Origin of the sequence: Shewanella saliphila, assembly GCF_014648295.1 — a bacterium.
In the GTDB taxonomy this organism is placed as follows: Bacteria; Pseudomonadota; Gammaproteobacteria; order Enterobacterales; family Shewanellaceae; genus Shewanella; species Shewanella saliphila.
In genome coordinates this window covers 61,803-73,868 of sequence record NZ_BMQV01000022.1, presented here as the reverse complement: position 1 = coordinate 73,868, position 12,066 = coordinate 61,803, and the positions used below count along the sequence as shown (strand labels likewise).

Here is a 12,066-nt window from a genome sequence, read left to right as displayed (position 1 = left end):
CATACGAGCATCTTTTTCTGACTTTGATAATTTAACGAGTTCAAAAGCTGTGTAGTTTTTCAAAGAATAAAATGATTTAGAAATGATGAGCACATTAGATCACAATTCAATGCGGATTGGTATTATTGCGGTTTTTGGTAACACAACTCCATTGATACCGAGTCGGCAAAACGCAGCGCGTGCGGTTTGTCTATTTCGACACTAGCAAATTCAACCCAGTCATGTTCACTGGCAATGGCAAGCGTTTGGTTTGTGAGATTTTCTAATAACGAAAAGCGATTATTTTCAATCAAGGCAATGATTTTTTTAGTAATGGTGCGATAATTCAACGCATCGGCAACATTATTGCTATTACGGGCCTTATCGGCACAATAATGAATCACCACATTGACGATAATATCTTGTTGATTATTGATTTCGTCTTCTTTAATGCCGATATAAGTACGTAACCGTAGGTTTTTAATGCGTATAATAGCGGTTTCTGGTTTCATATTATTTGTGTCATTCCCTTAATGTGATTCACTGCTAATATCAACAAACTGATACAGTAGAACAATAAAATTTAACTTAATTAGCAACACGTTACTGAGTTTAGCTTAGCATAATCAATCATTTTAAAAAGTAGCAATAAGGATTTTTTACTCTATGAAAGGAATACAGCAATCAACGATGACTGTACGCAGTTTTGTGGTTATGGCGTGTGTGGTGATTATTTTAGCGGGGATTAAAACCGCCAGCCCTATTGTGGTGCCTTTTGTATTGTCGGCTTTTTTAGCGGTAATTTGTAATCCAGCCATTGTGCTTATGTCTAAGTATCGGATCCCTAAATGGTTATCGATTATTTTATTGATGACATTTATCGTGCTAATGGGGTTGTGGTTAGCCAGTTTAGTGGGCAGTTCAATTAATGAATTCTCAAAACAGATGCCTGTGTATCGTCAACAATTAATTGAACAATTTGCATGGATTATTGAAAAGTTACAAAGCTTTAATATTCAAATATCTAAGAAAAAAGTACTCGATTATTTTGACCCTGGTATGGCGTTATCAATGACCACCAACATGCTGTCGGGTGTGGGTAATGTGATGGCGAATTTGTTTCTGATTATTTTGACCATTGTGTTTATGTTATTTGAAGCGCAATCAATGCCTAAAAAGTTCCATTTAGCGTTAGACGACCCAGACATGCGTTTAAAGCAAATCGACAAGTTTTTACACTCTGTAAATCAATACATGGTGATTAAAACCTTAGTCAGCTTAGCCACCGCAGGGGTGATTGGGGTAGGCCTGAGTATCATCGGTGTCGACTATGCGTTGTTGTGGGCGGTGATTGCGTTCTTATTTAATTATATTCCTAATATTGGTTCTATTATTGCCGCGATACCTGCCGTATTGTTAGCGTTTATTCAAATAGGGCCTGGTGCCGCGGGTATTACCGGGCTGTTATATGTAGGCACCAATATGGTGATGGGCAACGTGGTTGAGCCTCGCTTTATGGGCCGTGGACTTGGCTTGTCTACCTTAGTGGTATTTTTGTCATTGATTTTTTGGGGCTGGCTGCTGGGATCGGTAGGCATGTTATTGTCGGTGCCATTAACGATGATTGTGAAAATTGCGCTTGAATCAAGCGAGTCGGGCGGATGGTTGTCGATATTGCTCTCAGATGATGTTGAAGACACCGTTAATCAACCTGAAAGTATAGAGCAAGTTGCTGCCAACTCAGCCGATGAGGCAACACAACACACAGATGAGAGCCTAGTTAATACAGACGAAGAGCAATCCAAACCATCATAAATTGATGAGTAAATTGAGTAAGTAAGAGAGAGTATGAAGCGTTTTTTACAAGTGTTACCCAGTTTGACTGTTGGCGAAGATGTTTGCCGTTTATTTCATGGTCGTGGCGGTTTATTTGCTGGCGATGAACACCTTTGTTTAGACTGGTACAAACCGGTATTACTGCTCACTAGCTTTAAAATGTTAGACGATGAGCAACGTGATGAATTGGTGAGTGCCATTGTGGACTTTTGGCAATCTACCTACCCAAATCAGCCGCTGAATTTAGTCTACCAATATCGTCATGGTGGCCAAACCTTTAGCGACTTGTTGTTTGGTGAAGTGCCTGAGCAACACGTAGTGACTGAAAACGGCGCCCGCTTTTTGGTGCATTTACTGCGTGGCCAAAATCATGGCCTATTTTTAGACATGGCCAATGGCCGAGCATGGGTTAAACAACATGCTAAGCATAAAAAAGTGCTTAATTTGTTTGCTTACACGTGTGGTTTTTCGGTGGCAGCCTTGCAAGGCGGCGCCGATGAAGTGGTTAACATGGACATGAGCAAAGGCGCGTTAAGTATTGGTAAGCAAAACCATTTACTTAATGATTTACCAGTTGGTGCGCGTTATTTAGGCCATGATATTTTTAAGTCCTGGGGCAAGCTAACAAAGTTAGGGCCTTATGATTTAATTGTGGCAGATCCACCAAGCAACCAACGTGGCAGTTTTGTGGCCACCAAAGATTATGAGCGTCTGTTAAAACGTTTGCCAGACTTGTTAGCGCCGCAAGGGGAGGTGTTATTGTGCCTCAATGCGCCGGAGCTTGGATGTGATTTTTTAATGCAGCAAGTGGCCTATACAGCACCGCAATTGACCTATGTTGAACGCATTGACAATCCAAGTGTATTTGCTGACATCGATGAGCAAAAATCACTCAAAGTATTGCGTTATCGCTTAAGCTCACTTTAAAGCAAGCATAATGAAATAAAGCCGACCTCCACAAAGGGTCGGTTTTTTTATGGGCCTTTGTCTACTACACTTAATAAACACCTTAAGGGTTAATACCAATTCTATTAATTATGTGACCAATCAGAGTCACTCAGATTGTTCAGTTTGAGGCGCATTGTCGAAATAATGGTTATTCCCTTCTAAGACAATGCAACAAAGAAATGAACGGTCTGAGTGTCTCCTGCAAGGCGGGTTTCTGTACCTTCTATGCTGCTTAATAGCATTTTGACGTAGAGCAACTATGTCTACAATTCTATTACTTGCCTAGAAGGCACAGAACTCCCGCTGAATGACCAGATAATTAATGGAATTGGTATAAGGTTGCTTTACCGCTGATGCCAGACGTTGTTATACAAGAACCATAAGACCGAATGTTGGTTAACTAAATTGCAAAAAAATGCAGTGAGCAGCATTAACGAATACAACCGACATGTCTAACATAAAACATTTCTTTTTTGGCAGCGGCTCCTAAATATATTTATATTGCTAGGCCATAATCCAGCCGCCTAGTTTAACATGTTCATATTTCGAACAAATCTCAATAAAAAACGTTCTACAAGTCCAATTATTGACAGTAAAAATACACTTATTTTAGCAAATGGTGATATTGATCAGATTATCGCTAAATAACCCTTTATTTAATCGGTATTTATGGTTAAGAACCCTGACCTAGCCGGCGATTTGGCTAATTTAATGATCTAGATCATATAACCCTTAGTTTACCAATTTGTGAGTATATAGTTTGTTAATTGATAAACGCTAAAATTCACACGAGTCCTAATTAAGAAACAACACATATTTTATCTGAGTTGTTTTATCCCCCACTACTGGAGGGTCTATGAGTAAAGATACTACCAATTTGAAAGGCTTAGAGCTGAAAATCTTCATCTTTTTGACTGTGTTTTTAGCACCCATTTTATCAGTGTTACTGGTTAGTGCACTGGGCTTTAGTATTTGGTTTAGCCAAATTTTAACAGGGCCTCCAGGCGCTGGTTAATCCATCCATAAAATTAATAAAAACATTAAAAAATGAGAGCGATGCAATGAACAGTGAACTTCACGTAACCAGCCTAATTGTCCAAGTACAACCTGAGCAAATGGCTGAAGTAAGACAGAAAATAATGGCCATAAAAAATGCCGAGTTGTCAGCCAATAATGACGTTAAGTTAGTTGTTGTCGTTGAAGGAACAAGCCAAAAATCATTAATGGATGATATCTCAACGATTAATGCCATTCCCGGTGTGTTGTCGGCCACCATGGTATATCACCAAAGTGAAGAGCTTGAAGAAGGTGAAAAATGAAAATGAATAGACGCGATTTTATGAAAGCCAACGCCGCTATGGCTGCGGCAAGTGTTGCTGGTTTGGCTTTACCAACCAGTGCAACAAACCTCATTACCAGCTCTGAGCAAAACAAACTTGAATGGAACAAAGCGCCTTGCCGTTTTTGTGGTACTGGCTGTTCTGTTATTGTTGCTACCCGCGACGGTAAAGTGGTTGCTACCCATGGTGACGCAAAAAGTGAAGTTAACCGCGGCTTAAACTGCATTAAAGGTTACTTCCTTTCTAAAATTATGTACGGTCGCGACCGCCTACAAACGCCTATGTTACGTATGACCGATGGTAAATACGATAAACACGGTGAGTTCACTCCAATTAGCTGGGAAAAAGCCTTCGACACAATGGCTGAACGCTGGAAAGCGACCATTAAAGCTAAAGGACCCACTGCGGTAGGTATGTTTGGTTCTGGCCAATGGACTGTATTTGAAGGCTATGCCGCAGTTAAGTTAATGAAAGCGGGCTTTGGCTCAAACAATATCGACCCTAACGCTCGTCATTGTATGGCATCTGCTGTGGGTGGCTTTATGCGTACTTTTGGTATCGATGAGCCAATGGGTTGTTATGACGATATGGAAGCGGCTGATGCATTTGTGCTTTGGGGCTCTAACATGGCCGAAATGCACCCCATTTTATGGACTCGCGTTACCGACCGTCGTTTAAGTGCTCCACACGTTAAGGTTGCCGTGTTATCGACCTTTGAGCACCGCTCATTTGACTTGGCTGACTTACCGATTGTATTTACGCCACAAACCGATTTAGCGATGCTTAACTTTATTGCCAATTACATTATCCAAAATGGCAAAGTAAACAAAGACTTCATCAACAAGCACGTTAACTTCCGTAAAGGCACCACTGACATTGGTTATGGTTTACGTCCAACGCATCCATTAGAAATGAAAGCTAAAAACGTAGCGACAGCGGGCGACTCTACTCCAATCGACTTTGATGAATTTGCTAAATTTGTTGCCGACTATGATGTTGAATCGGTCAGTAAATTATCCGGTGTACCTGAGCACAAATTGATTGAATTAGCTGAATTGTATGCTGACCCTAATCGTAAAGTGACTTCATTCTGGACCATGGGCTTTAACCAACATACTCGTGGTGTGTGGTGTAATAACCTTATTTACAACATTCACTTACTTGTGGGTAAAATTTCTACGCCAGGTAACAGCCCATTCTCGTTGACCGGCCAACCATCGGCTTGTGGTACTGCTCGTGAAGTCGGTACATTCTCGCATCGTTTACCTGCCGATATGGTTGTCACAAACCCTGAGCACAGAAAACACGCTGAACACATTTGGCACATCCCAAGCGGCATTATTCCTGCCAAGCCTGGCTACCATGCCGTTGAGCAAAACCGTCGTTTAAAAGATGGCGATTTGAACTGTTATTGGGTGCAAGTGAACAACAACATGCAAGCTGGCCCTAACATTAACGAAGAAGGTTTACCGGGTTACCGCAATCCTGAAAACTTTATTGTAGTGTCAGATGCTTACCCAACAGTGACCACTCAAGCTGCTGACTTAATTTTACCGACAGCCATGTGGGTAGAAAAAGAAGGTGCATACGGTAACGCCGAGCGTCGTACTCAATTTTGGCACCAAATGGTTAAAGCTCCCGGTGAGTCAAAGTCAGATCTTTGGCAGCTAATGGAGTTCTCTAAGCGCTTTACCACTGATGAAGTGTGGCCTGCTGAAGTATTAGCGGCTAACCCGCAATTTAAAGGTAAAACCTTGTTTGAAGTGCTTTACCAAAATGGCAATGTTGAGAAATTCCCATTAAGCGATGCTGATCCTAAATACTTAAATGATGAAGCGAAGCACTTTGGTTTTTATGTGCAAAAAGGCTTGTTTGAAGAATACGCTACCTTTGGTCGTGGCCATGGCCACGATTTAGCAGACTTCGATGTTTACCACAAAGAGCATGGTTTACGTTGGCCTGTAGTGAATGGTAAAGAAACCAAATGGCGCTTCCGTGAAGGGTCGGACCCTTATGTCAAACCCGGTAAAGGTTTTGAGTTTTATGGTAAGCCAGACGGTCGTGCGGTCATTTTTGCATTACCTTATGAGCCAGCAGCTGAAGAACCGGATGAAGAATACGATATCTGGTTATCGACAGGCCGTGTACTTGAGCATTGGCATTCAGGTTCAATGACGCAACGTGTGCCTGAACTGTATAAAGCTTTCCCAGATGCTGTGTGTTTTATGCACCCAGAAGATGCTAAAAAACGTGGTTTACGCCGTGGTGATGAAATCCGAGTGATTTCTCGTCGTGGTGAGATTAAAACCCGTGTTGAAACTCGTGGTCGCAACAAACCGCCAGTCGGCTTAGTGTTTGTTCCTTGGTTTGATGCCAGCCAGCTCATTAATAAAGTGACGTTAGATGCGACAGATCCTTTGTCAAAACAAACCGACTTTAAGAAATGTGCCATTAAGATTGTAAAGGCTTAAGGAGACAGACCATGAAAACAGGTAAATTATTATCGATTATCGCGTTACTCGGCTTCTCTGTTAGCGTTATGGCGACCAGCGTACCTGAAGAAAAAATCGACACATTGCGTTTAGCACCCATTAACGTAGAACCGACTCCGCCAGCCATGCAAGCGGTGATCAATACTGACGTTAAGCAAGTGCGTAATTACCCAATGCAACCACCGGTTATTCCACATAAGATTGACGGTTATCAGATTGATCTTAAAGTGAATAAATGTGTTCAATGCCATGCTCGTACCAGCACAGGCCACACACAAGCACCTATGGTTAGCGTGACGCACTATATGGACCGCGACAATAATTTCTTAGCGGATTTGTCGCCACGTCGTTATTTTTGTACCCAGTGTCATGCACCGCAATTGGATGCGAAATTGTTAGTTGAAAATGACTTCGTTGACATTGATCACTTAATTAAAGCGAAAGCCGCGGTTAAGCACTAGGAGTCAATATGTTAGCAAAACTGCTTGAACAACTAAAACTGGTATGGAAAATTCTGCTTCGTCCGAGTGTCCATTACAGTCTTGGCTTTTTGACCATCGGTGGCTTTATTGCGGGGATTATTTTCTGGGGTGGTTTTAACACGGCTTTAGAATTAACTAACCGCGAAGAGTTTTGTATCGGTTGTCACGAAATGGAAAACAACGTTTACCAAGAGTTGCAAACAACGATTCACTTTACTAACCGCAGTGGTGTGCGTGCAACGTGTCCTGATTGCCATGTACCGCATAACTGGACTGATAAAATTGCTCGTAAAATGCAAGCGTCTAAAGAGGTGTGGGGTAAGGTGTTTGGTACCATTAACACCCGTGAAAAGTTTGAAGCAAAGCGTCGCCATTTAGCTGAAAATGAATGGAACCGCCTTAAAGCCAATGACTCTTTAGAGTGTCGTAACTGTCATAACTTTGATTATATGGATTTTACCCGTCAGTCTAAGCGTGCATCGCAAATGCATTCAACGTCTTTAGCTAGCGGCGAAAAAACCTGTATCGATTGTCATAAGGGGATTGCACACCAATTACCTGACATGGCAGGTGTAGAAGGCTTCTAAAGGCTTTCAAGATACACTAAAATGAATAAGGCCAGCATATGCTGGCCTTGTTTTTGTCTCACTAAAACACTATTAACTGAAACATTATTAAGAGTACTCATCGCGCTCTTGGTGATAACAACAGCCTTTAAGACAAATCGACTTGTCTGCCAATTACATCAATTAAATACTCAGTAAAATCATGGCCGTGATTTTGTAACATCTTCGGGAACATCGAAATCGGTGTTAGCCCTGGGAAGGTGTTGATCTCATTGAGCAGAATTTCTTTATCTTGAGTTAAAAAGAAATCAATACGCGATAAATGACGTAGCTTCATGCCTTTAAAGGCTTTAATGGCATAATCTCGAATTTGCTGGCTAACTTCTGGACTGAGATTATCTGCTACAACATCGGTGCGTGCTTTACTGTTTTTAGCGTACTTTTCTTCAAATGAGTAAAAGGTATTGCTGTCGCAAATAATCTCACCGGGTAAGGTTGCCACGACTTCACCTTGATATTCGTACACCGCCACTTCTAACTCGCGAGCATGAATGGTTTGCTCAACCACCACGTAAGGTGCGTAACTAAAGGCATCTTTAAGTACATTGGCGATGTTGGCTTTGGCATCGACTTTATAACAGCCCACAGACGAGCCCTGAGAAGCGGCTTTAACAAACACCGAGCCCCACTGGTCAAATGCTGCTTCAGTCTGCTTAATGGCATCATCGTCAAGTTGATGTAAAAAGATGTACGGCGTATTAGGTACGCCTAGGGCAGAAAACCACATTTTAGCGGTGATCTTGTTAAAGCAATTGCTTGACGCTTCAGACTCACAGCCAAAGTAGGGCAGTTGGATTAAGTTAAAGTACGACTGAATATCGCCTGTTTCACCTGGAAAGCCATGAATACAAGGAATAACATAATCAACCGACCAAGCCGGTGTGTTGTTGTCCTCAAAGCGGATTTCACGGCGGTTGGTTAAATCGCATAATTTGCCGTCTTCTGTGTGGTAATGCCCGTGCTCGTCGAGTACTAATTTAAGTACCGAAAATTTATCTGACGTTGCCAGTGATGACTCAAAAAAACGTGCAGACATTAACGAAATATCGTGTTCTGCACTGCCACCGCCGCACAATAACAGCAGATTAATCTTTGGCATGCTTACTCCTGAAAACCAAAAAGAAGGGGGTTAACATTTGAATGCATTAACCCTAAAAAAGTAGTGCTTATGATAAAGACCGATGCCCCTCAAGCGCAAGTCACCGTTAATATTATTTCAGCAAGTTTGTGATGTTTGAGTTCGTTTGTGGTGTCCGTTCTATGGTGATAACCAGCATAAGTGCGCAATAAAAAGGCTTAAATCCCAAACGCTTTACGTTCTTGTTCACATTCATATTCGGCCATTTCAAACTCACGGCAAATAAGCGGTCTTAGTTCGTAAATTGAACACATCATGGTGTCTCTGTCTAGGGCGGCACACCAACCGTCATCAAGTCGGCGCATCACTTCTCCGCCCCAATCATCTTTGGCTATATAGGCTTTAGGCACACCGGTTTCGGTAATTAACATCACCTCTAATCGGCAGCAACATGCTTGACAGTTTGAGCAGGTTATCGGGTTTGGGTTTGGCGTAGCGGTGTCGATAGCACTGCCTGATTGAGGCGAAGCACTAGGCGCGATATCGGTAAACTTGGCAATAAGATTTGAAGGCATTAAAGGCTGCGGTTAACTATTTTAGCTAAGGATACCGTAAATTGGCAGAAGGAAGAAAATTTACTTTAAATTGGGGGCGTTAATTTTAACAGACCCTAAGAATTTCTATTTTATATTAAGCCTTTATTTGTTATCTTTTTGTGCTGAAAAAGTTAACGGTAATAATGAGGTCAGTTATTTATCGACTTCATCAATAATAATAACAATCGACATGGAGTGGTTGTGTGAATCAATATCGACAATGGGCGTTAGGCGTCTTTGGTATAGCGTTATGTGGAGTGTCAACTTTAGGGTATTGCCTCCCCAAATTGGATGACGATCAGGGTTATATTCTTGTTGCGATGAAAATTGAGCAAGGTTACGTACCGAGTCATATTACATTAGATACTGATGGGTGGTTGTCAGACTTAAGGTTTGAAGACGTTACGTCAAACTATAATTACTGGCTCGAAGTCGTAGATGCAGGCAGTTACACATGGGACCGCGTGTACCTAGGGAAGCGGACGTATATTGACGTTGCCGAACAAGGCTATGTGATTAATGTCGAGGCCGGAAAGATTAATTATGCAGGCCACCTTTCAATGTATACCGAAATGAATGGCAGCTTAAATTTCTTGATTGGTGGTGCTCGATTCTATTTTAATAACAAAGCCAGCCAAGCGTTGGAATACATGGAAGCGAGTTATCCTGAAGTGTTGTCTCAATATAATTTGAACTACACAGGCAAAGAAAAAGATCACTTTTTTGAATATGCTAAAGCAATTGAAGGGAATCAATTATGAAGCTGATTAACGGTATTCTCATCGTATTAACGTTTATTTCTATGGCTGCCACCGCAAACCTTGAAGATGACTTCTTCAGAAACCCAGATGTCGTCGCCCCTAAGTTAAGTCCCCAGGGGCAACACTTACTGTATAAAAAGCTGGTCGATAACAATTATACCGTGGTACTTGCCGGCACCGATTTTAGTTGGGATACCAAGGTTATTAGTTTCAGCCAACAATCCAAAAGGACCATTAGTGATTTTGACTGGTTAGGTAAAGCGTATTTTAGTGTTACCACATTTGATCGTCACTCAGGTATGGTTTTATTGGTGTACAAAGTGGACGAAGCCAATAGTGTGACTCAGGTTGCCCTGCTAGAGCATACTTATTTATTCGACCCATTACTTGCGGTTGACGATACCTTTATTGCTCAGCGCTATAAAAATGGTGAAGCCCAATTATTTGCTATCAATATGTCTGATGATAGTTTTGAATCGCAGTTTCGGAGTAAAAAGCGTATATCAAAAGGCCCATTTCCTGAAGGGGGGTGGTTACTTAACTCTTTTGGTGAGCCCAACGTTAATTTTATTAGCGAAGGTGGTGTTACAGAGGTCCATGTTAAAAAAGCCGACAATCGAAAGTGGCAACAAGTTTGGCGGCAAAATGATCAAACTAAATTTATACCTGTGTGGTTTGATGATGCTAAAAATCAATTGCTAGTGGTATCTGAGCAGCAAAGTGGTTATCAGAGTTTATCTCGTTATGATATTCAGTCTCAGACGTTTAGCGGCGAAGTATACAGTTTACCTGGGCGAGATATTGTTGGCATTATTCAAAACCCTTATGACAGCAGCATCATAGGCTATACCTACATGCAAGGCGGTGTACTGGTGCAAAATTATGACAATAAGTTGTCAACATACACAGATGCATCAGAGGACAAAGAAGACAGCTATGTGATTCACTTTGACCAAGATTACCAAAAAATCGTCACCATTAATCAATCGATTGACTCACCTTCAGCTTATTATTTATTTGACACTAAAACAGGTCACAGTCAGCTAATTGGTGAAGAACGTCCCTGGTTAAATAAATACTCATTAGGCAAAAGCTCAGTGATTAAATCGATTTCTTCAGATGGTGTTGAAGTTGAGTCGTATTTGACCATGCCAAGCAACCCTTCAGCGAAAAATGTGCCTTTATTGGTGATGCCTCATGGCGGGCCATTAGGTGTGAATGACACGCGACATTTTTCAGTGGATGTGCATTATTTTGTGCAAAAAGGCTATGCGGTATTAACGCCAAATTATCGTGGCTCATCAGGTTTTGGCAAAAAATTTCTTAATAGTGGCAAGCGCCAATGGGGCCGACTCATTGAAGATGATATTGAATCTGCGGTGACTCAAGCCATTGCTAGGCAAGATATTGATGGCCAAAAAGTATGTATATTTGGCATAAGTTACGGTGGTTACTCTGCATTAATTAGTGCCATAAGACGACCTGATTTGTATAAATGTGCTATTTCTTATGCTGGCGTAACAGACATTCCATTGCTGTTTTCTGATCATAATATTTCTGAAAAAGATGATTCACGCCGGGTGTTGATTGATATTCTTGGCGATCCAAATGAGTCTTGGGATACTTTAGTTGAGTACTCACCAGTGTATAGAATGAATGAATTATCTATTCCTATTTTTATTGCTCAAGGCGGTAGAGACCGTGTGGTTGATTCGGAGCATTATTTCCGCTTGAAGTACGTGTTGGATAAATTAGGCAAGCCGTATGAGTCGATGTTTTTTGGTAATGAAGTTCATGGTTTTAATTACATCATTACACAACAAGCGTTATACAGCAGTATTGATCAATTCATGCAGCAAAGTTTTACTCAAAGTGAAGTCGCTTCAGCTCATTAACCTTTAAATATATGTCGCGTCCACCTTACTCAA

General features: G+C 41.4%; 12 protein-coding genes. 9 read left to right on the top strand and 3 right to left on the bottom strand.

The genetic code is table 11. The features are described 5' to 3' along the window. Positions 1-122 precede the first annotated feature (122 nt). Entirely contained in the window at positions 123-491 is a 369-nt protein-coding gene (folX, locus tag IEY48_RS11820; RefSeq protein ID WP_188740430.1) for a dihydroneopterin triphosphate 2'-epimerase, read from the bottom strand. A 154-nt stretch (positions 492-645) separates the two neighbouring features. On the opposite strand from folX, the gene IEY48_RS11815 reads away from it, so the two are divergent. From IEY48_RS11815 to IEY48_RS11785, 7 genes are all read left to right on the top strand, one after another. After that, positions 646-1,794, top strand: a complete 1,149-nt coding sequence (locus tag IEY48_RS11815) for an AI-2E family transporter (RefSeq protein ID WP_188920539.1) — start codon at positions 646-648, stop codon at positions 1,792-1,794. A 33-nt stretch (positions 1,795-1,827) separates the two neighbouring features. Then, positions 1,828-2,742, top strand: coding sequence for a class I SAM-dependent methyltransferase (locus tag IEY48_RS11810; protein ID WP_188920537.1), 915 nt, complete (start codon positions 1,828-1,830; stop codon positions 2,740-2,742). An 877-nt stretch (positions 2,743-3,619) separates the two neighbouring features. Continuing rightward, on the top strand, positions 3,620-3,778 hold the full coding sequence (locus IEY48_RS11805; RefSeq protein WP_160053316.1) for a periplasmic nitrate reductase, NapE protein: 159 nt from the start codon (positions 3,620-3,622) through the stop codon (positions 3,776-3,778). A gap of 46 nt (positions 3,779-3,824) precedes the next feature. Next, positions 3,825-4,082, top strand: a complete 258-nt coding sequence (locus tag IEY48_RS11800) for a chaperone NapD (protein WP_188920535.1) — start codon at positions 3,825-3,827, stop codon at positions 4,080-4,082. A 2-nt stretch (positions 4,083-4,084) separates the two neighbouring features. Continuing rightward, on the top strand, positions 4,085-6,574 hold the full coding sequence (gene napA, locus IEY48_RS11795; protein ID WP_188920546.1) for a nitrate reductase catalytic subunit NapA: 2,490 nt from the start codon (positions 4,085-4,087) through the stop codon (positions 6,572-6,574). An 11-nt stretch (positions 6,575-6,585) separates the two neighbouring features. Then, positions 6,586-7,056 carry a nitrate reductase cytochrome c-type subunit gene (locus IEY48_RS11790; RefSeq protein ID WP_188920533.1) on the top strand — a complete coding sequence of 157 codons (471 nt, stop codon included), beginning with the start codon at positions 6,586-6,588 and terminating at the stop codon, positions 7,054-7,056. Between the two features lie 20 nt (positions 7,057-7,076). After that, positions 7,077-7,664 carry a cytochrome c3 family protein gene (locus IEY48_RS11785; protein WP_160053409.1) on the top strand — a complete coding sequence of 196 codons (588 nt, stop codon included), beginning with the start codon at positions 7,077-7,079 and terminating at the stop codon, positions 7,662-7,664. A gap of 127 nt (positions 7,665-7,791) precedes the next feature. Here IEY48_RS11785 and IEY48_RS11780 read toward each other — a convergent pair whose 3' ends face one another. Next, positions 7,792-8,802 carry a D-alanine--D-alanine ligase gene (locus tag IEY48_RS11780; protein ID WP_188920532.1) on the bottom strand — a complete coding sequence of 337 codons (1,011 nt, stop codon included), beginning with the start codon at positions 8,800-8,802 and terminating at the stop codon, positions 7,792-7,794. 197 nt (positions 8,803-8,999) lie between these two features. Then, positions 9,000-9,356: a YkgJ family cysteine cluster protein gene (locus IEY48_RS11775; protein ID WP_188920529.1), complete on the bottom strand. Its 357-nt coding sequence runs from the start codon at positions 9,354-9,356 to the stop codon at positions 9,000-9,002. Between the two features lie 224 nt (positions 9,357-9,580). On the opposite strand from IEY48_RS11775, the gene IEY48_RS11770 reads away from it, so the two are divergent. Together IEY48_RS11770 and IEY48_RS11765 are read left to right on the top strand one after the other, a co-directional pair. Continuing rightward, positions 9,581-10,138, top strand: a complete 558-nt coding sequence (locus tag IEY48_RS11770; protein WP_188920527.1) for a hypothetical protein — start codon at positions 9,581-9,583, stop codon at positions 10,136-10,138. Further along, complete coding sequence (locus IEY48_RS11765) at positions 10,135-12,033, top strand: alpha/beta hydrolase family protein (RefSeq protein ID WP_188920525.1); 1,899 nt, start codon at positions 10,135-10,137, stop codon at positions 12,031-12,033. The genes IEY48_RS11770 and IEY48_RS11765 overlap by 4 nt, the downstream gene beginning before the upstream one ends. The last annotated feature ends 33 nt before the right edge of the window (positions 12,034-12,066 follow it).

Bases quoted from the DNA above. Each gene is read 5' to 3' on its own strand.
- IEY48_RS11775 (WP_188920529.1), bottom strand. From the start codon at position 9,356: ATGCCTTCAAATCTTATTGCCAAGTTTACCGATATCGCGCCTAGTGCT.
- IEY48_RS11815 (WP_188920539.1), top strand. From the start codon at position 646: ATGAAAGGAATACAGCAATCAACGATGACTGTACGCAGTTTTGTGGTT.
- IEY48_RS11765 (WP_188920525.1), top strand. From the start codon at position 10,135: ATGAAGCTGATTAACGGTATTCTCATCGTATTAACGTTTATTTCTATG.
- IEY48_RS11805 (WP_160053316.1), top strand. From the start codon at position 3,620: ATGAGTAAAGATACTACCAATTTGAAAGGCTTAGAGCTGAAAATCTTC.
- folX (WP_188740430.1), bottom strand. From the start codon at position 491: ATGAAACCAGAAACCGCTATTATACGCATTAAAAACCTACGGTTACGT.
- IEY48_RS11790 (WP_188920533.1), top strand. From the start codon at position 6,586: ATGAAAACAGGTAAATTATTATCGATTATCGCGTTACTCGGCTTCTCT.
- IEY48_RS11780 (WP_188920532.1), bottom strand. From the start codon at position 8,802: ATGCCAAAGATTAATCTGCTGTTATTGTGCGGCGGTGGCAGTGCAGAA.
- IEY48_RS11810 (WP_188920537.1), top strand. From the start codon at position 1,828: ATGAAGCGTTTTTTACAAGTGTTACCCAGTTTGACTGTTGGCGAAGAT.
- IEY48_RS11800 (WP_188920535.1), top strand. From the start codon at position 3,825: ATGAACAGTGAACTTCACGTAACCAGCCTAATTGTCCAAGTACAACCT.
- napA (WP_188920546.1), top strand. From the start codon at position 4,085: ATGAATAGACGCGATTTTATGAAAGCCAACGCCGCTATGGCTGCGGCA.